Origin of the sequence: Oryzomonas japonica, from assembly GCF_008802365.1 — a bacterium.
Lineage (GTDB): Bacteria > Desulfobacterota > Desulfuromonadia > Geobacterales > Pseudopelobacteraceae > Oryzomonas > Oryzomonas japonica.
The window spans coordinates 237,036-257,621 of sequence record NZ_VZQZ01000004.1 but is presented as its reverse complement, the minus strand read 5'-3'; the positions used below and the strand labels follow the sequence as shown (position 1 = coordinate 257,621).

Here is a 20,586-nt window from a genome sequence, read left to right as displayed (position 1 = left end):
TTGGATTGACTGCTGTTTGCGAGGTAGCGGACCTGGGCGCTGCACGGTTGCCACACTCCTCACCATGCTCCCCGGCCCCGTGAGCTGTATGCTCCCTTCAATTCCCACAACGGGTTGTCGTCATCATCTCCTCGCCTGCAAAAACAAAACGCCCCGCGTCTCATCTGCGAGAGCGGGGCGGTGGCGCCGATTGCACGGGATTTGTGTGAATGTCGGTGACATGGTAAGCCATGCCATGGGGAGAGAGGGTACACAATACGTGCCAAGAGATTTAAAGGGGCTCAAGGCGCGCTACCAGGGCATTTTACCCTAGCGGTCCGCATCTGCTGCGCCGGCAGATGATTAATAAACAGGCAGACGATGCGCCCTAGGGAGCAGCAAACTCCGGAGCGGCCATCAGATGTGGTCGATCTGTTCCCCGTTGCGCAGGGCGTTACGCACGGCGGTCAGCCGGGCGTCCATCTCCTCGAAGGCCGCCATATTGGCCCGCTCGGCAGGCGTGGTGGCGATGACTGCGCGCACGCCGCCGTTCTTGAACACCAGTCGCCGGTCCCCCATGAGGGCCAGGATCGGGTCGTGGGTGGCCATGAGTACGATCTTCCGTTCGTCCACCAGGGTTCGCACCGCACGCTTCCTGTCGATGCCGGCGTTTTCGATCTCGTCGATGAGCACGATGGGCGAGGTGCTGAGGCAGGAGGTATCGGCGATCATCAGCGCCCGCGACTGGCCGCCGGACAGGGCCGTGACCGGGGTCTGGGACGAGAACTGTTCCCCGGCCAGTTCATTGGCCTTTGCGATGATGGTGCGGGTGATCCCGGCCACGTCGTTCACCATGCGGCTTTCGGCGTGCATGGCGATGAACTCCTCCACGCTCAAATCCATGACGAAGTTCATGTTCTGGGAGAGTTGGGCCACCAGCTTGTATTCCAGGGAAAAACGGCGGGACGGGTCGGGCACGGCGCCGTTGATCAGCACCCGGCGCTTGGTGGGCGTGTCCCCCTGGGCCATCCATTCGATGTCGGCCAGGAAACGGCTCTTGCCGGAGCCGGTGGGGCCGACGATGGAAACCACCTCCCCCGGCGCAACGGTCAGTGCGAATCCCTCGGCAGCGCCGCTCTTGTCCACGCCCCCCTGGATCGTGATGGAGTCGATGGCCGGGCCGGTACGCTTCTCCTGGAGCGAAGCCAGGAGGGCCATGAAGGCGTCGAACCGCTCCCCCAACTCGTGGCGCTCCACCCCCAGGTCCTCCAGCGTATCGGCAGTAATGCGCCCGAAATAGGCGCCCACCGACTCGCCGGGAGGCGGTAGCGCCAATCCCAGGGAGGTGAAGAAATCCTCGGCATAGGGATGTTTGCGCAGCAACTCCTCGCTCGGCATGGCGCTGTAGGGTGGTGTATCGCGATCGGTTTCCATGAATTCCCTTTACGAAAAATCCATTTTCCTGACGTTGCCCATCTGGTAATCGCTGCCGATCTTGCGCTGGCCGAGGCAGTAGGAGCAGAGCGCAGCGGGCATGGTAAAACGCAGCAGCCTGCCGGTAAGGGAGACCGTCTCCTCCGCGGCGGACAACAGCCGTCCCAGTTCGTACCCCCCCTGGCCGGTGAGGCCGTTGACGTTGATGATGACCGCCCCCGGATTGACCTGGCGCACCCGGTAGGCGAACACCTCCCGCTCGGCCTGGGAGACGATGTCCCCCTTGGTGACCACCACGATGTCCGCCATCTTGAGCATCGGCCCGATCTTGCGCGGCGTCTCCACGCCGCTCAGGTTGTCGATCACGCAGACCGCGCACACGTCCTTGATATGGGGGGCGCAGCGGTTGCACAGGCCGGCGCTCTCGGAGATCAGCAGGTCGAAACCGCTCTGCTCGCCCCATTGCAGGCACTCCTGTATATTGCTGACAAAGAAGTGGTCGGGACAGAGGTTACCGGACAGCCCGGTCTTCGCCGCGATGCCACGGCGTTCGTACAGGACCTGGTCGCCGGTGGAGAGACAGTCGAACTTGATGACCCCCACCGTGACCCCCTCCCCGCGCAGCGCCTCGGCCGCCTTAATGATCACGGAGGTTTTGCCGGATGACGGCGGCCCGGCCACCGTAATGAGCCTCATGCCCCGCCCCCGTTGAAACCGTGGAGGAAGGTTTTATTGATCTCCGTCAGCATGGCCTTGATGTCATGGTTTTTCACGTACTCCCAGCCGACCCACTTGAACACGGCGTCGTCCGGCAGGTGGTTGTCCACGGCGGGATGGACCGCTGGGAACGAGGCTTCGGCGCAGATTGCGGCCACCTTTGGCCCGGCCAGAAAATCGATCAGCGGTTGCAGCGCCTCCCGTTTTCCGGTCTTGACCAGCATGGTCACCGGGCTGACCAGGGCGCCGTCCTGCGGCCAGACGATACTGACCCCCTTCCGTTCCTTGAGGTGCCGGGCGAAGAAATAGGGCATGGCGCTGATGGCCGGTGCCTCCGCGCCGCCGCTGGCTGCGGCCTTGACCATCTGGGAGGGGTGCCAGCCGTAGCGGACGTTCTCCCCCAGGCGGAACACCCCGTCAAGGCCGAACTCCTTGTGGATCGTCAACAACAGGGTCTCGCAGAAGGAACCATCGTGGTTGCCGCGAATGGCGACGCTCTTGTGATACGCAGCATCCAGCAGGTCCCGCCAGGCCGCGGGAACCGGACGGTCGCCCAGGCGGGCATGATCGACCACCATCACCAGCAGGTTCATGGCCAGCATGGTGTACTGCCCTTGGGGATCGATTACCCCCAGCCGCGCCAGGTGTCGGTCTCCGGCAAAGGTGGAGACGCTGGTGAACAGGCCCGGCTTGATGAAGCGCTCCACGAACGGGCGGTGGAAAAAGCTGTTGAAGCCGGGGGTGACGATGATGTCCGGCATGTCGTCGATGGACTCGAAATGCTCCACCAGGGCGTAGTAATCCACGTCGTGGTTGGCGTTCCCCTCCAGGCAATAGGTGAAGGAGGCCCGTTTCTCGGGAGGAAGTGTGCCCAGGTAGGCCTCGAAGGCCTCCTCCAGGGGTACTTTCAGGGGACAGGGGAGCAAGGCGAACAGGTTGAGGGGGGTACCCGCCGCCGTCGCGACCGCCTGTTTGCGGGCCGTGCGGGCGGCCTCGGCAATCGCATCGTCCAGGCGGCGGCAGAAGAGATCGGCGTTGAGATCCCGCGCCTTGAGCAGGGTGCGCAGGGTCACCACCGTGCCGAATGATGCCCGGAGCCCTTCATCCGCAACCACCCCCAGTCCGGCGTCGGCGAACACCGGCAGGGTTTCCGGGTGCCCGGTGAGGATATGGTTGAGGGTGGCGTTGAGCAACCCGGCGCTGGCGGCTGTGGTCATAGAAGATTCCTCGTACAGGTGTGGGATGTCATTACCCTCACCCCTCCAAGCATAATGCTTGCCAGATATTCGGGAACGGAGCTTGACCGCGAGCCGGGCGAGTTGTTGTCGGCCCGGGCCTTGCTATGGCTCACACACCATAACGACCGCCCTATGCGCCCATGGCGGATACCGGCAGGCAGCTTCCTGGGCACAAGGTGACTAATTAATGGGCAGGAACGGTATGGAGTGAGACAAACGGCACGCTGCCGGACGTCATGTCCAGCATGTTGCTACTTTTCCCAATATTTTACCGCCTGCTCACAAACCGAAACGGGCTGCGCCATTATGACGCAGCCCGCTGTGTGTACCGAACCACCGTTCCTGAATGCGTGGCTCTTCAATCGCACCGTTCTTCCAACTCCAGTATGGGCGCTACCGCGACCCGGTAGGCGCCCGCAAGGGAAGAAGCCACAAAAGCGCCTTCCCACTCCTGGTACCGTTCCTGCTCCCCCTCCAACGGCACCGGTTCCCGGCCGCCGTACCGGGCCGCTCTGGCCACGAAATCGAAGGAGCTATCCTCCGTCGCTTCGGAGGAAACGGCGGTATCCGAGAAGCCGGTAATGAAGATGATGGTGCCGTCGGTATCGATGGCGATTTCGGCCGGATGGTGCCCGGCTGCTGGGGTGCGGCATTGAAAGGTAATGACGCAGGCCGTGAAACGATCGGAGATGTGGGCGTGGATGACGGTTCGCAGCTCTTTCGAGATGAGCCACGGCAGGTTATTGGTATTCAAGAACACGATGAAATCGACCCTATAGTGGAGAGATGGAGTTCCGTACCTTCAGATAATCAGCCGCTTCGACCGAGCCGGTTGCAACATTTATGAGTTGGCGTTCAATGGTATCGATCGCATGGGACCGGTCATCGTAGTTTCGCGAGAAGTTCATCAGAAGGATGTGGGTCGCGGTAGTCTCCGCACCGATCTTTTCCCGCAAATCCCCCGGCACAAAGGCCAGGTTGCTCGACTCGTATTCGTTAAGGACCCGGTTGACCTCACGCCTGTTGACCAAATTGAAGGCATATTTCTGAAAATACTTGGAGAGATCGAGCAGATGATGCTCGTAATCGGTAATCAGTTCCTCGGTGGTTACCGACACAAACTCCTGATAACCGTCATACCCCTCGTAATTGTTATCAATCTTGACAGTACCGGCGACGACGGCAATCCTGATATTCTGATTGCAGGAGAGATAGTAGAGCTTGCTGTCGATGGGAAATTCATTTTCCGAGACTTTGTTATGCGAAAGGGTCGTCAAGCCGTAGGACCTGGAAAGATTGCTGCATGCCGACAGCACCAGAAAAGACGTTATGAGGAATGCCTGTAAAAACTTCATAACAATACCTGAGCACAGGAATAACAGCGGGGGGTGCCGCTCCGGCAACGAGCAGCAGCACAGTAGCAAATTCCGCCAAGGCTTTCAAGCGTTGTGATATCGCTTCCCTCGGGGGGTGACGGAAGAGCGCCGAGGCATGCGACGCTACTCCATGGTACGAATCAACTCTCCCGTTTGCTCGTCCACGGTAATGACGAGGCGCTTGCCGTCGCTCGGCTTCTTCTTTTCAGCAGCCTTCCGCTGCCTTTGTTCCAGTTCTTGTCTCTCCTGCGCCTCTTTGCCTGCCGCCCACCGCTTTTTCAGCGAGTCACGGGCATCCAGTTGCTCGTCCAGGATGACTTTGTACTGCTTACGATATTTTTGCGGGACATTTTCCAGTTTATCGGTGATCACGATCGCCCCGCTGCTGTCCCGGTACTTATAGAAGGTGGCACCGGCATCCAACGACGCCATCACCATGATCCCCACCACCAGGCATATTACCCTCATCGTCCCTCCTGTCCCCGTGATCGAAACTGGCCGTGATTTTCGCTTTTTCCCCTTGGAGCGGGCCACGCAGCCGTTCTCCGCCGCAGCCCCCCCCCGCGCAACAGCAGCGCGTTACGCCCAATTGCGCACGATTTGTGCCCGCGCCTACATTCTTACCCCATGAAAATGAGAATTTCAACTGCAATTACGGCATGTTAAAAATATTACCACTATTCAGAACGTGTAAAAAAAAGTGACACCTCCGGGTCATTTTACAAACATCCCGGTATTACACGGAAAAAAAGCAGATAAACGCGGGACGCCGTGTGGTAGAGTGGCGTGGCGGCTCAACTTTCACACCAGCAGGGGAGCGGACATGATACCGTGGGAACTCATCGACAGCGCACAGGCGCCGGGGGGCGGCGAACTGTGCCTCTACAGGCGTGGCAGGGAGTATTCGATCCAGGTCAACGGCAACGAGCTCATGAACAGCCGGGTTCACGGTTCGGAAGAGGCGTTGGCAGAGCTGGCCTGCGCCCGGATCGCCGCCCACCACGCCCCCCGGATACTGATCGGCGGAATGGGCATGGGGTATACCACCGCTGCGGCGTTGCGGCGACTCGGTGCCGACGGCCGGGTGGTGGTCGCCGAACTGGTGCCGGCCGTGGTGGAGTGGAACCGGGGCCCGCTCGCGGACCTGGCCGGGTTCCCCCTCGACGATGACCGGGTCACGGTCCGGGAGCAGGATGTGGCCCAGGTCCTGCGTGCGGAGCACCAGGCCTACGATGCCATCCTGCTGGACGTGGACAACGGCCCCGAAGCCATGACCCACAGGGGCAACGAATGGCTCTACAGCCGGGCCGGCCTGGAGGCTTCCTTCGCCGCCCTGCGGCCTGAGGGGGTGCTGGCCGTATGGTCGGCCGGTCCCGACCGGGCGTTTACCGAACGGCTGCGCCGGGCCGGTTTCCAGGTGCATGAGGTCCGGGTGCCAGCCCGGGGCAAGGCGCTGGGGGGGAGACAGCACACCATCTGGCTCGGCGTGCGGGGGCCCAAAACGACCGGTTCAGTTACGTAACACGGGAAACGGGCACTCGGCTGACAGACTTTTTCGAGTGCCGGGCAGCCCGCAGCCGCGAATCCCCTCTATCGCGTCACACCACTGTAAAAAATTCCGACAAACGGGCTGTTTGCAGCGTTCCACGCCAACGGCACTTGATATTTCGCCATCATATCATCTGATTACAACACCCGGTACACATTATGCTTTACTCATCCCATGGGTTTCGATTTCACCCGCCCACCGGAGGGCGGGGGTATTGAGGTTGGCAACACGGGCGTGGAAAGGGGTTGATGAACATGCCGTGGTACATTAATCCGGCTCTGACCTGCAAGGTGCTCAACAGGATTGCTGATCGTATATCCCGGACAAACCTTCAAGACCTCAATGCGACTCTGGATCGTGCCACTGAATTGATCTGGAGCAAGCAGGAGTGCTACAACAACATGCGGAATGTACGTCGCAAGGAGGGGTGAGCGATCCTGTGCGAGAGCACCACTTACAGTTCTTGATGAAGCTGCTTCTGCTGTGTCAGTCTTTTCCGCCCGCCAGCAGTGCCAGCAGCTTTTGCGCCGCTGCCTCGGATGAGGCGGGGTTCTGGCCGGTGACGAGCGTGCCGGCGCACACGACATACGACTGCCAGTCCGGGCCTTTGGTGTAGATGCCGCCCTTCTTCTGGAGCTCGTCCTCCACCAGGAACGGCACCACGTCGGTCAGGCCGACGGCGTCCTCCTCCGTGTCGGAAAAGCCGGTCACCGCCTTGCCCTTCACCAACGGAGTACCGTCCGGCGCCGCGACGTGGCGCAGCACACCCGGCGCATGGCACACCGCAGCTACCGGCTTGCCCGCGCCATACAGGGCTTCGATCAGCGCGATGGAGTCCCGGTCTTCGGCCAAGTCCCACAGGGGGCCGTGGCCGCCGGGATAGAAGACCGCGTCGTAATCCGCAGGGGACAGGCCCGAGAGCTTCAAAGTTGCGCCCAGGGCGCGTTTCGCCGTGTCATCGGCCTTGAACCGTTCGGTTGCCGCGGTCTGGGAAGCCGGGTCGTCGCTCTTCGGGTCCAGCGGCGGCTGCCCCCCCTTGGGGGAGGCCAGGACGACCTCGGCCCCGGCGTCCTTAAAGACATAATAGGGAGCGGCAAACTCCTCCAGCCAGAAACCGGTCTTGCGGCCCGTAGCGCCGAGCGTGTCGTGGGACGTCAGTACCATCAGGATTTTCATAGCTGCCTCCGGGTATTTCGGGTAAGTCACTGATTTAACAATACACCCACGGCAACGGTCCGACAAGAAGCAATGTCATACGATGATAGTTTGGCAGATCGGAATCATATGACAGGGCCGCCCCGTTGTTTTCCGGAGGGTGCTGAAAACACCTCCACACGGTCCGTCATATATGGCGTTTACGTCAAATAGCGCGGAATATGCTGACGGCCCCTCCCCTGCCCCTGCGTATCTTTTCCCCTTTCACCCGACACCATTACCCTCTTGCACACTCTGAACACCCTATTTTTTTACTGGCGCGTTAGTTGCGTAGCACCTTATCATAGTCGGAACAGATGCACAGTCGTGCCGTATGCGTGGAGAGGGCTCATGGCGGAGATCAGACAAGCTATACCGTGGGGCAAGGGGGTGCTGAAATCGAGGCTGCTCCGCTGGGGGGCCGGCATACCGGCCGCCCTGGCCCTTATTCTCTTTATCGCCTCTTACACCCTTGATGCGCCTTTGCGCAGCATGATGGAAAAGAAATTGAACCGCGACCTGAAAGGGTACTCGGTGCGGCTGCCGGGGGTGCATGTCCAATTGCTGGGCCTCTCCCTGACCTTGAAAGGGCTGACCGTGATGCAGCAGGCCCATCCCGAGACTCCTGTCGCCTCTTTCCCCGCTATCAAGGCCAGCATCCACTGGGGAGGACTCCTCTCGGGGAGGCTCGTTGCAGAATTCTTGCTGACCCAGCCGAAGATCGTCATCAACCTCCAGCAGTTGCGCAGCGAGGCGGCCAGCACGGTTCCGCTCAAGGAACGCGGTTGGCAACGGGCGGTGGAAGATATCTACCCGCTCAAGATCAACACGCTGAAAATCAAAGACGCCAACCTCACCTATATCGACCAGGACCCGAAAATGCCGCTCGTCCTGAGCCATGTCAACCTCCAGGCCGTCAATATTCGCAATATCAGGCTGCCGGATCAGGTCTATCCCTCCACCTTCCATCTCGACGCGGCAATCTTCGGCACCGGGCGCGGCAGTATCGATGGAGCGGGAAATTTTCTCGCAGAGCCGTATCCCGGCATAAAAGGCCGCCTGAAGCTGGAAAAGGTGCCGATCGATTATTTCAAGCCGGTGTTTGCCCGCTCGAACGTATCTCTCCAAGGCGGTATTCTCCAGGCCGCCGGCGAGGCGGAGTATGCACCCAAGGTAAAAATGGCCCACCTGGAAAGCCTGACGATCCAGGGGATGAAGATCGACTATATCCATTCGCCCCGGACCGCGAAAGTTGAAAAAAAACGCGCAATCAAAGCGGGAAAGGCCGCCAGGGAACTGAGCAACAAGCCCGGAGTCCTGATCCGCGCCGATCAGGTGAGCCTGACGGGGTGCACTCTGGGTCTGGTGAATAGGGCGGAGAGCAAGCCGTACCGCATATATCTTACCGATACGGACTTGCAGATGAACAACTTTTCCAATCATTTTTCCCAGGGACCGGCGAAGGTGCACCTGAAGGCTAAATTCATGGGCAGCGGCCCCACAACGGCATCCGCCACGTTCCGGCCGAATAAAACAGGACCCGACCTCGACCTCTCACTCAAAATAGAGGAGTCCCGGTTGACGGCGATGAACGATGTACTGCGCGCCTACGGGGATTTCGATGTATCCGCCGGTTTTTTCACCCTCGTCACGGAGTTGCACATCAAAAACAACGCCATTACCGGCTATATCAAGCCGTTCTTTCGGGATATGAAGGTGTATGACCGACGAAAGGACAAGAAGCGAAGCATCCCCCATCAAATGTACGAGATACTCGTCGGCGGGGTCGCCAAGATTCTGGAAAACAGGCCGCATCAAGAGGTTGCCACCAAGGTGGATATCACCGGTTCGGTGGGAAAACCGGAAACAAGCACCTGGCAGATCGTTACCCAGCTCATCAAGAACGCGTTTTTCAAGGCGCTCCTCCCCAGCTTCGAAAAGGAGGCGCCCGGAAAAGGTAAGCGCTGAGCAGCCTGCGGGAAGGTGCGGTGTAGAGGAGGATTAATCACCGTACTCCCTACCGGCTGGTTGGCGGTACGATTCGGCGCGATTCGCGACTTTGCAGGAACCATGGCCCTGTTCGAGATCTTCTCTGCCGTGGAGGGCTTGTCCCCCCTTCATCTGTGATGGCTGAGCGGAAATCACCGGGAAATTACCGGTGAAAGGATAAAACGCCGGTAATTGCCCTTGCAGCCGCACAGCATCTCGGGTTATATTCTCCAGAAGCCCACTCTCGGGCAAACGACAAAAACTGGAGGATGACCATGACCAAAGCAGAACTGGTAAAAGAGATAGCAGAGGAAGCGGGACTGACACAGGCCCAGGCCGCCGAAGCGCTGAACGCCTTCACCGGGGCCGTAACGAAAGCCCTCAAGGCCGGCGACAAGGTTGCGCTGGTTGGCTTCGGCACCTTCTCGGTGTCCGCCAGGGCAGCCAGGGAAGGCCGTAACCCGCAGACGGGAGCCCCGCTCAAGATTGCGGCTTCCAAGAGCGGCAAGTTCACCCCCGGCAAGGAATTGAAGGGGCTGTAGTCTTTCGCGGCACCATGGCTATAAAAAAAGGCCTGCCTCCATGCAAAGGAGACAGGCCTTTTTGGTTTCTTTCAAAGTAACACGGGGTCTAGAAAATACGATCACTTACCCGTCATAATCAACTGTTTCGTCGCCCGCGTCATAGCCACATACAGAAGCTGCGCCTCTGCTTCATCCGCCTTTGATCCCTCTGACGGAAAACAAACCCCCGGAATCGCCACGAGGGGAAACTCAAGCCCTTTGCTGCTGTTGTACGACAAAAACGATACACTTTTTGCGCTGGCGCTAAACTGAATAGTTTTTTTCCCACTAACAGGAATTCCGGCCTTAAACATCGCATTGCAAATTTCTTCCCCCATTGGCTTCCAATGCCGGAATAAAACCGCCATGTCTTTCCACTCGTGCCCCTGCTGGTGCGCCTCTTTCAGCTTGGCGACAATATAATCCACCTCATCCTTCAAGGTCGGCAGCTTGATCAAGATCGGCTTTTCCCCGCTCTCACCGCCTGAAATCGGCGCAATACGCGGGATTGAATCATCGTCCGAATCCTGCGCTATCAGAAGCCCCTGGGCAAACCGCGTCGCACAATCAAGGATCTCCTTGGTATTTCGATAATTCACCTTTAGGATCGTTGTGCGCCCCGTCGCCTGAATATCGACACTCTTAAAGCTGAACCCACGTTTCTTCTTGTTGTAGATAGACTGTGCGTCATCGTACAGCACCAGCAAGGAATTTGAGCGCGGATTCACCATCTGCACAATGAGCTTCAACCACTCCGGCCGGAAATCGTGCCCCTCGTCAATCAACACCGCATCATACTGGCCTGCCGGGATATGTTTACTATCCACCGCGCGAATTACCGCATCCACCAACTCATCGCTAAATTCATCGTCGCTCAGACCTTTTGCCGGCAGCCCCACATGGAAAGCGTTCAACTGGTCCCGGCACCACTTGTGGAAATGGCGCACCTGCACCTTTGCCCCGAGTCCCCGTGATTCCATCAACTCTTCCAGACGCCGGGCAAGAACCTTGTTGTAACAAAGAATCAGAATCGGCCGTGAACAGACCTGCGCCAGATACTCCGCCCTGAACCCCAGGATCAGCGTCTTGCCGGAACCCGCCACGCCATGAATCACCCTGTGGCCTTCCCCCAGGCTCCGGGCAAGTTGTTCCTGCTGCAAATCCATCACCTTGATAATATCCGGTGGTGTTATATCCGCACCGTCCTGGAAATCGAAAAGAGATGCCTGTTTGTAAGGAATGCGTATTTCAGGGAAGAGATGCCAGCGGACACGTTCTATCTGTGGAAGGGTCAGCATCCCCTTGTTGTGGTAGGTAAACATCCCCCAAAGCTGTTCCTGAAACACCAAGGGGTCAATCGTATCGAGCATTTCATCCTGGCAAATCACCCGATGGGACGGAATCACATTATCCATCTCGTGCAGGTCGAAAACCTTGCGGCTGATATTGGTAAGGACAACACCCCACGTCCAGGGGAAAAGCAGCTTGCCGTTCTCCGCACACACCAACTGCGGATCACGCTTAAGGATATTTATAATCTCGGTAATATACTCATGGGCCTGTTCAAAGGGATTCTTCTCGTCCTTGACGGCGTCATTGATCAGCAGTTTGAAACTTGTCGGGCTGATGTCCTGGATATAATCAACCCGCCAGTCCTTGACCTCAAGAACGATAATCCCTCGTTGCGGATGCAGAATAATGAAGTCAGGATAGCGGCTTGACCGGCCAATTGGCACGTTGTACCAGCAGAGATAGTCGTCATCCAGCTTGCTCTCAAGCCGGCCGGCAAAACGTTTTTCCCCTTGCGTCATTTTCTTTAAGCAGGTGCTTAAAGCAGGAATGAGGGTAGCCATCCGATTGTTTAGCTCCTTTTCTTGGTTCAACGACGAATATCCTAAAAACGGTAATCACCCATGAATTCTGCGGGTGAAGCAAGATATGTTTACGCCACAAAAGTCCACAATTCAACTGTAATATCAGTATGTTAAAAATATTAACACTATTCCGAAAATGTTAATAAAATTACCATTCCGGGGGCTCTTGCAAAACAACCTGTTATCATACGAAAAAAGGCACCTGGAATAGTTCCAGATGCCTCGTTTTGTGTCGTTTTGCTACAGCGTCAAATAATCAGATAAGCTACATCCATCAGGCAGGGGGGTGTTGTTCCACAAAACGTCCCGCAACAAACAAAAAAAGGGCCAGCCGATCAGGCTAACCCTTTGAATTTGTTTGGAGGCGACGGGCGGATTTGAACCGCCGAATAAAGGTTTTGCAGACCTCTGCCTTACCACTTGGCTACGTCGCCACGATGAAATGTGGACGTTTCTTATATAAAATTAGCTCAGGCCTGTCAATCCATTTATTTGAACTTGATCGCCACCCCGGTGGCGCGGTACTCGGTTGAGGGTATCACAACCGACATGATATAGGAGCCGTTGATCTCGGGGAAGATAATGGCATCCGCCCCCATCTTGGCCGCCTCCCGGCGCAGGGCCGCAGTGCCCCAGTCGTAGACGTCGGTATTGTTCAGGGCGTCGGTTTTGAACACCTCGCGGGTGATTTGAATCCTGCCGATCTTGACGTAGGGACGGATAACCTCGTCCTGGGTCAGGATCGGGGGAAGAGTGGAGGCATCGTCGCGGGTGTTGGAATCCACCCCGGCGCAGCCGGCCAAAAGCGCCACCGTGACAAGCGACAGGAGCCCGAATCGTCTGAGGTAGCATATGATCGGCATCATATTTTTGCCCCCTTTGTGCAGTTTTTCCCTCTGGACAGTAGCGTGGTCGCCATGCTAATGTCTGTCACTTTTTATAGCAACAAAAAAAGCTACACCACATTTTTTCGAAGGAGTGGGAAGGATGTCAGGTCATAATAAATGGAGCACCATCAAGCACAAAAAGGGCGCAGCGGATGCCAAAAGGGGCAAGGTATTCACCAAGCTGATCAAGGAGATTTCCGTTGCCGCCAAACTGGGGGGCGGCGACCCCAACGGTAACCCGCGCCTGCGGACCGCGGTCGATAAGGCCAAGGCCGAGAATATGCCCAAGGACAACATCGACCGGGCCATCAAGAAGGGTACCGGCGGGATGGAAGGGGTTACCTACGAAGAGATCGTCTACGAGGGGTACGGCCCCGGCGGGGCGGCGGTGCTGGTGGAGGTCCTGACCGACAACCGCAACCGTTCCGTCTCCGATATCCGCAGCATCTTCACCAAGAACAACGGGAACATGGGCGAGGCGGGCTGCGTTGCCTGGATGTTCAGCAAAAAAGGGCTCATCGTCTACGACAATTCGGTGGATTTCGAGCAGTTGTTCGAGGCCGCCATCGAGGCGGGCGCCGAGGACGTGGCCGAGCAGGACGACCAGATCGAGGTCACGACCGAGCCGGGCTCGTTCATCGAGGTCAGGGAGGCCCTGGCGGCCAAGGGCTTCAAGATGGTCAGCGCCGAGATCACCATGATCCCCCAGACCCAGGTGGAGTTGGAGGGGAGGCACGCCGAAACCATGCTCAAGCTGATGGACAAGCTGGAGGACAACGACGACGTGCAGAACGTGTACGCCAACTTCGACATCTCGGCGGAAGAGATGGAAAAGCTGGATATGTAGGCAGAGACAATCAAGGGGGCTTCGGCCCCCTTTTCTTTTGGGAGGCCGCATGGAGATAGCAACCTTTGCCGCCGGCTGTTTCTGGGGCGTGGAAGACGCATTCATGGATGCGCCCGGCGTCGTGGCCACCAGGGTCGGCTACACGGGCGGCCGCACCGAAAACCCCACCTATGGCGATGTATGCAGCCATGCCACCGGCCATGCCGAGGCGGTGGAGATCACCTTCGATCCCCAATTGACAACCTACGACCGGCTCCTGGACCTGTTCTGGGAGTGCCACGACCCGACCCAACTGAATCGCCAGGGGCCGGACGTGGGCGACCAGTACCGCTCGGCCATCTTCTACCATTCCGAGGAGCAGCGCCAGGCCGCCGAGGCGGCCCTGGAGCGCCTCGACCTTTCGGGCAGGCTGCGCCGCAGGATCGTGACCGAGATCGTCCCCGCCACCACCTTCTGGGAAGCGGAGGCGTACCACCAGAAGTATCACCAAAAGCAGGGGGGCGGCTGCGGGTTCTGACGCCCCCTCCCCTCCGGCCGCCCCTTTCATTCCATTTAGCCTCTAAGAGGCTGTCGAAACACTCAGGTTGTTCAAAAATAGTCAGATCGTCGCACCCGCGAGACAAGCCCTGAGGAGGCGTAGCAGCGCTACGCCGCACGAAAGGGCTTTTGAGGACGAAGGCCTGATGGCTGTTTTTCAACAACCTCTTAAACTTGTGTCAGGGGATCAGCACGATCTTGCCCAGGGTGTTGGCCTCCATGACGGCGTGATGGGCCGCCGCCGCCTCGGCCAGGGGGAGTTCCCTGCTCACCACCGGCCGCAGGGTGCCGTTTTCCAGGCCGGCCACGAATGCTGCATGCATGGAGGCCAGGTCCTGGGGCGTGGCGTTGAACAGGGTGACCCCCAGGATCGAGGCCTCCCGCCCCATGGCGTCCCGCGGGTCGATCTCGATCCGGCCCCGGCTGCCGATCACCGCGACCCGGCCGCCCGTGGCCAGCACCGTCAGGTCCTTGGCCAGGTTCACGTTGGCCAGCATCTCCAGGATCACATCCACACCTTTACCGCAGGTCAGGCCGGCCAGTTTGTCCAGATAGCCCGGCTCGTGGTGATTGAGCACTAGGTGCGCCCCCTGGGCCTGTACCAGCGCCCGCCCCTGGTCGGTGCCGGCGGTGCCGATCACCCGCAGCCCGGCCGCCCGGGCGAGTTGCACCGCACCGAGCCCCACCCCGCCGCTGGCGCCGTGCACCAGCACCGTTTCGCCGGCACAGGCATGGGCCCGCTGGAACAGGGCGCGATAGGCTGCGCCGTAGGGAACCCCGATGGCAGCCCCCTGGCTGAAGGTGATCCCGTCGGGCAGGGGGTGGGTCTGGAACTCGGTGCAAAGCACCTGCTCCCCATAGGTGCCGGAGACGGACCAGGCCACGTACACCCGGTCCCCCACCCGGCGATGCTTCACCTCCGGCCCCACCGCAGCGATCACCCCGGCGCCGTCGATCCCCGGCGTATAGGGCAGTTCCGGGGCGTGTTTGTACTGACCGGAACGGATATAGGTATCCACCGGGTTGACCCCGGCAGCCTTGACCGTCACCACCACCTGGCCCGGCCCCGGCTCCAGGTCGGCCACCTTGTGCAGCGCCAGGACCTCGGGAGGCCCGAATTGAGCAACGCGTATCGCTTTCATCCCATCCACTCCTTTCCCTAACGTGTCATTTCATACTTTCTATTCTACCTCACTCCGCCGGGCCGGGAAGGGAAAAAATGAGCGGGCTTGCGGGGCAGAGCGACGTTCCCGGGGGGTAAACAGCAGGAAAGTATCGCAAATTGCGGCAAAAAAGCATATCATGCGGCTCATAACGCACGAACTACCACACGACGATGGGATATACTTATGACGGTTTCAAAAAAACAAATTCTGGCGCTCCTCAAGGAATACGGGGGGGCGGTCCTGTTCTCGACCCTGCTGCGCGACTTCGGCGGCCGCCACCTGAAGCGCGAACTGAAGAACCTGCTGGAGGAGATGGCGGATAACGGCGAGGTGACCCGCCTGCGGGGCAACAGCTACGTCCTGCCGGGCCAGGTAAAGACCGTGCGCGGCCGGATCTCGGTCCACCGCGACGGCTACGGCTTCGTTGCGCCCGAGGGGGGCGGCGAGGATATCTTCATCCCGGCCAAGTTCATGAAGAACGCCCTGCACGGCGACCTGGTGGAGGCGACCGCCAACCAGAGCCGCATGGGGGGGAGCAAGCTGGACGGGCGGATCGTGAACGTGGTGGAGCGGGCCACCACCCGGATCGTGGGGCGCTTTGAGGAGAGCCGCCGCGGCGCGGTGGTCATCTCCGACGACCAGCGCCTCAACCTGGCGGTCGTCATCCCCCCCAAGGGACGCGGCAGGGCCGAGGACGGCCAGCAGGTTGTGGCCGAACTGACCGCCTACCCGATCGGCGGCCGCCCGGCAGAGGGGCGCATCGTGGAGATCCTGGGATGGCCCGACGACCCGGAGGTGGAGGTCCAGTCGGTCATCCGCCGCTTCGACCTGCCCCATGAGTTCGGCCCCGACGTGCTGGCCGAGGCCGACGCCGTGCCCGAGGCGGTTACCAAAGGGGAGTTGAAGGGGCGCGTGGACCTGCGGGGCATGGCCACCGTCACCATCGACGGCGAGACGGCCCGGGACTTCGACGACGCCGTCGCCCTGCGCCGGGAGGGGGGCAATTTCCGGTTGTGGGTCTCCATCGCCGACGTCTCCGCCTATGTGACGCCCGGCAGCCCCCTGGACCGGGAGGCCTATCTGCGCGGCACCTCGGTCTACTTCCCGGACCGCTGCATCCCCATGCTGCCCGAACGGCTCTCCAACGGCATCTGTTCCCTCAACCCCCAGGTGGAGCGCCTGACCATGACCGCCGAGATGCTCTTCGACGCCACCGGCCGCATGGTGGAGAGCGCCTTCTACCCCAGCGTCATCAAGAGCACCGCCCGCCTGACCTACACCATCGTCAAGCAGATCATCGTGGACAACGACCCGGAGGTGACGGACAAGCACCGTCCCCTGGCCCCCATGCTGGGCGAGATGAAGGAGCTGGCCCTGATCCTGATGGCCATGCGCAAGAAACGGGGGAGCATCGACTTCGACCTGCCCGAGCCGGAGATCATCATCGGCCTGACCGGCCGGACCGAAGGGATCGTCCGGGCCGAACGCAACCTGGCCCACCAGTTGATCGAGGAGTTCATGCTGGCGGCCAACGAGGCGGTGGCCGCCTTCGTCACCTCCCGGGAGATCCCGTTCCTCTACCGCATCCACGAGAACCCGGACCCGGCCAAGCTCCACGACTTCCAGGAGTTCATCTACGGCTTCGGCTACGAGTTCGCCCTGGTGGAGGACCGGGTCAACCCCTCAGAATTGCAGCGGCTTTTGGCCCAGGCCGAGGGGCGGCCCGAGGAGCGCATGCTCAACTACGCCCTGCTGCGCTGCATGAAACAGGCCCGCTACGCCGCCGAGAACCTGGGGCATTTCGGCCTGGCCTCCCCCTGCTACTGCCACTTCACCTCCCCCATCCGGCGCTACCCCGACCTGGTGGTGCACCGCATCCTCAAGGCGATCCTGGCCCTGGACGAGAAGAAAGAGGACAAGCGCCGCGGCAAACAGCTCGCCATCGCCACCGAACACCTGGGGGAGACGGCCGAGCACACCAGCAAGCGGGAGCGGGTGGCCATGGAGGCCGAGCGGGACGTGGTGGAGATGAAGAAGGTCCAGTACATGCAGCAGCATCTGGGCGAGGAGTTCGACGGCTATATCACCGGGGTGACCGGCTTCGGCTTTTTCGTGGAGCTGGAGGAGTTGTTCGTGGAGGGGCTGGTGCACATCTCCACCCTGGACGACGACCAGTACACCTTTCAGGAGAAGCAGCACTCCCTGGTGGGCAGCCGGCTGCGGCGCGTCTTCCGCATCGGCGACAAGGCGCGGGTCACGGTGGCGGCGGTCACCCCGGCCACCCGGCGCATCGAGTTCACCCTGGCGGCCCATACCCCCTCCGCGCCGCCCAAGGTCACGGCCGGCGCCGGGCCGGCCGAGGAGTACCCGCGGATACCGATCAAAGGCAAGCGGGTGAGCGGCCCCAAGCGGGGCGGCGGCGTGGAGCCCAAGGGGGCTGCGCCCGGCACGGGCAAAGGCCGGGGCGGCAGGAAACGGCGCTGATCCCGCGGTTACCGCTCCGGCTGGTCATATGCGCTACCGTCTCTCAAGGCCTGCATGCGCCGACAATGCCACTTGCTTTGCGGATGTTCTTCGTATAGCATTGCCGCGTTTTGCCCTAATTGCTTTGCCCAACAATCCACACCGTTCAACAGGGGCGGCAGAGGCGTCCGCCCAACCGGGGACAAGGCCGCCGCCCCCCCCAAAAAAACGTGCAGCACGAAGGCCCGTGGAGCTATTTTTCCTTTCTCCAGGGGCCTTCTGCGCCGTAATAAACCGATACAAAGGAGATCACAGATTATGTTTGGTTTTGGCACCCCGGAATTGATTATTATCGCGGCCATCGTGATGCTGGTATTCGGCGTGGGGAAACTGCCGCAAATCGGCACCTCCTTCGGCAAGGCCATCAGCAACTTCAAGAAGGCCGCCGACGGCAAGGATACCGTCGAGCTCCCCCCCCAGAAAGAGTCGTAACCGGGTTTACCATCACCCCTACGGCCGGCGTGACGCCCGGCCCGCCCGGCAAAAAGCGGTTGCGCAACCGCGTGGCCCTGTGGTAGGAAAGAACCCCATGAGCGAAGACAAAGAAAAAGTTGCCCCCTTTATTGAACACCTGGTTGAACTGCGCAAGCGGCTTGTCATCATCGTCGTCGCCGTGGTTATCGGCATGGGCGTGGCCTGGAACTTCTCCGGCCCGGTCCTTACCTTTGTGGAAAAGCCCCTGACCGGCAAGACCTACCTGACCGAGATCAAGAAGATAGTCTATGCCAAGGTCAAGGAGCGCGCCCCCCAACTCTATACCCGCTACAAGCTGGACCAGGAGATCAACGCCCCGGAGAAGAAGCGCCCGCTCAACTACAGCGCCCCCCTGGAGCCGTTCTTCATCCAGTGCAAGATCTCCATGCTGCTCGGGTTCGTGCTGGTCCTGCCGGTGGTCTTCCTGCAACTCTGGATGTTCATAGCGCCGGGGCTCACCCGCAAGGAACGACGCATGGTGATCCCCTTCATCACCGCAGCCACGATAACCTTTTGCATCGGCGCCATGTTCTTCCTCATCGTGATCTGGCCGGTCATCATCAACTTTTCCCTCTCCTACGAGGCCGAAGGGTTGCAGAGCTGGTTCAACATCAGCTCCTACATCAACTTCTGCCTGCGGCTCATCCTGATCTTCGGCCTGATCTTCGAACTCCCGATCCTGACCCTGATCCTGTCCCGCTTCGGCATCGTCAGTTACAAAATTCTGGCCCCCAAGCGCAAATACGCCCTCCTGGCCAGCGCTATCGTAGCCGCCTTCCACGCCGACCTCATCACCATGTTCGTCATCATGCTCCCCATGTACATGATGTACGAGATCAGCATCTGGGTGGCACTGATCTTCGGCAAGAAAAAGGTTATTGCCCCACCCGAACCGGAAGAGGGCGCAACGGCCGCATAGGTTCTGTCACGGCCGATGGCGGGGACCGGCATTTCCCGCCCTCGGCCGCTGGTGCGGTCATATTCCCCACACCATTCTCCATAGCCGCCCTGCGGCAGACACGGGAGGTTCTCCATGACGCAAACTATCGGCATCCTGACCGGCGGCGGCGACTGTCCCGGCTTGAACGCCGTTATCCGCGGTGCGGTCAAGAGCGCCATCATCGGCCACGGCTGGCGGGTGATCGGCATCGAGGACGGTTTCGACGGCCTCCTGAACCTCGATAAATGCGCGCCGCTCACCCTGGAAAGCGTGCGCGGCATCCTCCCTCGCGGCGGCACCATCCTGGGTACCACCAACCGCGGCAACCCCTTTTCCTATCCGGTGGAACAGGACGGTGTCATCGTTCACGCCGATCGCTCCGACGCGGTCGTCGCAAACATCAAGACCCTCGGTATCGATGCCCTGGTGACCGTAGGGGGCGAGGGCTCCCTCAAGATCGCCCTGGAACTGTGCAAAAAGGGGGTGCCGGTGGTGGGGGTGCCCAAGACCATCGACAACGACCTGCGGGAGACCGATTTCACCTTCGGCTACAACACCGCCCTGGAAACGGCAACCGACGCCCTGGACAAGCTGCACACCACCGCCGAGAGCCATCACCGGGTGATGATCCTGGAGGTGATGGGACGCTATGCCGGCTGGATCGCCTTGGAATCGGGCATTGCCGGCGGCGCCGACGTTATCCTCATCCCGGAGATTCCCTTTCACATCGACCGCATCTGCTCTGCCGTCAGCAGCCGCTCGGCCCGCGGCAGCCATTTCAGCATCGTCGTGGTCGCCGAGGGAGCCTTCCCGGCAGGCGGCAGCAGGGTCGTGGCCCACGAGGCGGACGAACGCCAGGCCATCGAACGCCTGGGTGGCATCGGGCAGTTCGTGGCGAAGCGCATCGAACAGTGCCTGGATATGGATGTGCGCGTCACCGTGCTGGGGCACCTGCAACGGGGCGGGTCCCCCACCACCTTCGACCGGGCCCTGGGAAGCCGCTTCGGCACCAAGGCGGTGCAGATGGTGGCCGCCGGGGAATTCGGGCGCATGGCCTGCCTGAAGGGGCGCGCCATCACCTCGGTCCCCATCGAGGATGCCATTCGCGACCTGAAGCTGGTGGACCCCACCGGGGAGATCGTGCAAACCGCCGAAGAGTTGGGCATCATGCTCGGACGCTGACCCCGACTCGTCAGCCGCGCGACACGAGCAGCCCCGTCGGAATGCCCACAAAAAATTCTGTTGACAAACAACGGAAAAAACCATAAAAAGATAAAAAAAGTCTTCTTGAGGTTGTAT

Annotated in this window: 20 protein-coding genes and 1 tRNA gene; 10 read left to right on the top strand and 11 right to left on the bottom strand. The window is 60.2% G+C overall.

The window, feature by feature from the left end:
• Positions 1–396 precede the first annotated feature (396 nt).
• The 6 genes from F6V25_RS08720 to F6V25_RS08695 form a co-directional block, all read right to left on the bottom strand.
• A complete protein-coding gene (locus tag F6V25_RS08720) occupies positions 397–1,413 on the bottom strand; it encodes an ATP-binding cassette domain-containing protein (protein ID WP_218043537.1) in 1,017 nt (338 codons plus the stop codon).
• A gap of 9 nt (positions 1,414–1,422) precedes the next feature.
• Complete coding sequence (locus F6V25_RS08715; RefSeq protein WP_151128218.1) at positions 1,423–2,109, bottom strand: GTP-binding protein; 687 nt, start codon at positions 2,107–2,109, stop codon at positions 1,423–1,425.
• The gene (locus F6V25_RS08710; protein WP_151128217.1) at positions 2,106–3,347 is read right to left on the bottom strand and encodes an ABC transporter substrate-binding protein; all 1,242 of its coding nucleotides are present in this window, start codon (positions 3,345–3,347) and stop codon (positions 2,106–2,108) included. The genes F6V25_RS08715 and F6V25_RS08710 overlap by 4 nt, the downstream gene beginning before the upstream one ends.
• 379 nt (positions 3,348–3,726) lie before the next feature.
• A complete protein-coding gene (locus F6V25_RS08705; protein ID WP_191966138.1) occupies positions 3,727–4,128 on the bottom strand; it encodes a DUF2787 family protein in 402 nt (133 codons plus the stop codon).
• A 13-nt stretch (positions 4,129–4,141) separates the two neighbouring features.
• A complete protein-coding gene (locus F6V25_RS08700; RefSeq protein ID WP_151128215.1) occupies positions 4,142–4,723 on the bottom strand; it encodes a hypothetical protein in 582 nt (193 codons plus the stop codon).
• A gap of 144 nt (positions 4,724–4,867) precedes the next feature.
• Entirely contained in the window at positions 4,868–5,212 is a 345-nt protein-coding gene (locus F6V25_RS08695) for a DUF4124 domain-containing protein (RefSeq protein WP_151128214.1), read from the bottom strand.
• Between the two features lie 355 nt (positions 5,213–5,567).
• Here F6V25_RS08695 and F6V25_RS08690 point away from each other — a divergent pair, with 355 nt between their 5' ends.
• Complete coding sequence (locus tag F6V25_RS08690) at positions 5,568–6,266, top strand: spermidine synthase (RefSeq protein ID WP_151128213.1); 699 nt, start codon at positions 5,568–5,570, stop codon at positions 6,264–6,266.
• A 281-nt stretch (positions 6,267–6,547) separates the two neighbouring features.
• Positions 6,548–6,724 carry a hypothetical protein gene (locus F6V25_RS16985; RefSeq protein WP_191965653.1) on the top strand — a complete coding sequence of 59 codons (177 nt, stop codon included), beginning with the start codon at positions 6,548–6,550 and terminating at the stop codon, positions 6,722–6,724.
• A 55-nt stretch (positions 6,725–6,779) separates the two neighbouring features.
• Here F6V25_RS16985 and F6V25_RS08685 read toward each other — a convergent pair whose 3' ends face one another.
• Positions 6,780–7,469 carry a type 1 glutamine amidotransferase domain-containing protein gene (locus F6V25_RS08685; protein ID WP_151128212.1) on the bottom strand — a complete coding sequence of 230 codons (690 nt, stop codon included), beginning with the start codon at positions 7,467–7,469 and terminating at the stop codon, positions 6,780–6,782.
• 369 nt (positions 7,470–7,838) lie between these two features.
• Between F6V25_RS08685 and F6V25_RS08680 the strand changes: the two genes are divergently transcribed.
• Positions 7,839–9,455, top strand: a complete 1,617-nt coding sequence (locus F6V25_RS08680) for a DUF748 domain-containing protein (protein WP_151128211.1) — start codon at positions 7,839–7,841, stop codon at positions 9,453–9,455.
• Between the two features lie 296 nt (positions 9,456–9,751).
• Positions 9,752–10,018 carry an HU family DNA-binding protein gene (locus F6V25_RS08675; RefSeq protein ID WP_149306156.1) on the top strand — a complete coding sequence of 89 codons (267 nt, stop codon included), beginning with the start codon at positions 9,752–9,754 and terminating at the stop codon, positions 10,016–10,018.
• A 101-nt stretch (positions 10,019–10,119) separates the two neighbouring features.
• Here the strand turns inward: F6V25_RS08675 and F6V25_RS08670 are convergent, their stop codons facing one another.
• The 3 genes from F6V25_RS08670 to F6V25_RS08660 form a co-directional block, all read right to left on the bottom strand.
• The gene (locus F6V25_RS08670) at positions 10,120–11,892 is read right to left on the bottom strand and encodes a DEAD/DEAH box helicase (RefSeq protein WP_151128210.1); all 1,773 of its coding nucleotides are present in this window, start codon (positions 11,890–11,892) and stop codon (positions 10,120–10,122) included.
• A gap of 380 nt (positions 11,893–12,272) precedes the next feature.
• Positions 12,273–12,347, bottom strand: a tRNA-Cys gene (locus F6V25_RS08665).
• A gap of 54 nt (positions 12,348–12,401) precedes the next feature.
• Entirely contained in the window at positions 12,402–12,779 is a 378-nt protein-coding gene (locus F6V25_RS08660) for a hypothetical protein (protein WP_246167004.1), read from the bottom strand.
• A gap of 121 nt (positions 12,780–12,900) precedes the next feature.
• Here F6V25_RS08660 and F6V25_RS08655 point away from each other — a divergent pair, with 121 nt between their 5' ends.
• Positions 12,901–13,647, top strand: a complete 747-nt coding sequence (locus F6V25_RS08655) for a YebC/PmpR family DNA-binding transcriptional regulator (protein WP_151128209.1) — start codon at positions 12,901–12,903, stop codon at positions 13,645–13,647.
• 49 nt (positions 13,648–13,696) lie between these two features.
• Entirely contained in the window at positions 13,697–14,164 is a 468-nt protein-coding gene (gene msrA / locus F6V25_RS08650) for a peptide-methionine (S)-S-oxide reductase MsrA (protein WP_151128208.1), read from the top strand.
• Positions 14,165–14,363: 199 nt separating this feature from the next.
• On the opposite strand, the gene F6V25_RS08645 is transcribed toward msrA, so the two are convergent.
• The gene (locus F6V25_RS08645; protein ID WP_151128207.1) at positions 14,364–15,326 is read right to left on the bottom strand and encodes an NADPH:quinone reductase; all 963 of its coding nucleotides are present in this window, start codon (positions 15,324–15,326) and stop codon (positions 14,364–14,366) included.
• A 207-nt stretch (positions 15,327–15,533) separates the two neighbouring features.
• Between F6V25_RS08645 and rnr the strand changes: the two genes are divergently transcribed.
• From rnr to F6V25_RS08625, 4 genes are all read left to right on the top strand, one after another.
• Positions 15,534–17,834 carry a ribonuclease R gene (gene rnr / locus F6V25_RS08640; protein WP_151128206.1) on the top strand — a complete coding sequence of 767 codons (2,301 nt, stop codon included), beginning with the start codon at positions 15,534–15,536 and terminating at the stop codon, positions 17,832–17,834.
• A gap of 297 nt (positions 17,835–18,131) precedes the next feature.
• A complete protein-coding gene (locus tag F6V25_RS08635) occupies positions 18,132–18,305 on the top strand; it encodes a twin-arginine translocase TatA/TatE family subunit (RefSeq protein ID WP_151128205.1) in 174 nt (57 codons plus the stop codon).
• Between the two features lie 97 nt (positions 18,306–18,402).
• On the top strand, positions 18,403–19,266 hold the full coding sequence (tatC, locus tag F6V25_RS08630) for a twin-arginine translocase subunit TatC (RefSeq protein WP_151128204.1): 864 nt from the start codon (positions 18,403–18,405) through the stop codon (positions 19,264–19,266).
• Positions 19,267–19,380: 114 nt separating this feature from the next.
• Positions 19,381–20,469, top strand: coding sequence for a 6-phosphofructokinase (locus F6V25_RS08625; protein WP_151128203.1), 1,089 nt, complete (start codon positions 19,381–19,383; stop codon positions 20,467–20,469).
• Positions 20,470–20,586 lie beyond the last annotated feature (117 nt).

Coding starts and splice junctions, on each gene's coding strand:
- F6V25_RS08695 (WP_151128214.1), bottom strand. CDS start 5,212: ATGAGGGTAATATGCCTGGTGGTGGGGATCATGGTGATGGCGTCGTTG.
- F6V25_RS08720 (WP_218043537.1), bottom strand. CDS start 1,413: ATGGAAACCGATCGCGATACACCACCCTACAGCGCCATGCCGAGCGAG.
- F6V25_RS08675 (WP_149306156.1), top strand. CDS start 9,752: ATGACCAAAGCAGAACTGGTAAAAGAGATAGCAGAGGAAGCGGGACTG.
- F6V25_RS08715 (WP_151128218.1), bottom strand. CDS start 2,109: ATGAGGCTCATTACGGTGGCCGGGCCGCCGTCATCCGGCAAAACCTCC.
- F6V25_RS08625 (WP_151128203.1), top strand. CDS start 19,381: ATGACGCAAACTATCGGCATCCTGACCGGCGGCGGCGACTGTCCCGGC.
- F6V25_RS08685 (WP_151128212.1), bottom strand. CDS start 7,469: ATGAAAATCCTGATGGTACTGACGTCCCACGACACGCTCGGCGCTACG.
- F6V25_RS08710 (WP_151128217.1), bottom strand. CDS start 3,347: ATGACCACAGCCGCCAGCGCCGGGTTGCTCAACGCCACCCTCAACCAT.
- F6V25_RS08680 (WP_151128211.1), top strand. CDS start 7,839: ATGGCGGAGATCAGACAAGCTATACCGTGGGGCAAGGGGGTGCTGAAA.
- msrA (WP_151128208.1), top strand. CDS start 13,697: ATGGAGATAGCAACCTTTGCCGCCGGCTGTTTCTGGGGCGTGGAAGAC.
- F6V25_RS08690 (WP_151128213.1), top strand. CDS start 5,568: ATGATACCGTGGGAACTCATCGACAGCGCACAGGCGCCGGGGGGCGGC.
- tatC (WP_151128204.1), top strand. CDS start 18,403: ATGAGCGAAGACAAAGAAAAAGTTGCCCCCTTTATTGAACACCTGGTT.
- F6V25_RS08635 (WP_151128205.1), top strand. CDS start 18,132: ATGTTTGGTTTTGGCACCCCGGAATTGATTATTATCGCGGCCATCGTG.
- F6V25_RS16985 (WP_191965653.1), top strand. CDS start 6,548: ATGCCGTGGTACATTAATCCGGCTCTGACCTGCAAGGTGCTCAACAGG.
- rnr (WP_151128206.1), top strand. CDS start 15,534: ATGACGGTTTCAAAAAAACAAATTCTGGCGCTCCTCAAGGAATACGGG.
- F6V25_RS08660 (WP_246167004.1), bottom strand. CDS start 12,779: ATGATGCCGATCATATGCTACCTCAGACGATTCGGGCTCCTGTCGCTT.
- F6V25_RS08655 (WP_151128209.1), top strand. CDS start 12,901: ATGTCAGGTCATAATAAATGGAGCACCATCAAGCACAAAAAGGGCGCA.
- F6V25_RS08645 (WP_151128207.1), bottom strand. CDS start 15,326: ATGAAAGCGATACGCGTTGCTCAATTCGGGCCTCCCGAGGTCCTGGCG.
- F6V25_RS08670 (WP_151128210.1), bottom strand. CDS start 11,892: ATGGCTACCCTCATTCCTGCTTTAAGCACCTGCTTAAAGAAAATGACG.
- F6V25_RS08700 (WP_151128215.1), bottom strand. CDS start 4,723: ATGAAGTTTTTACAGGCATTCCTCATAACGTCTTTTCTGGTGCTGTCG.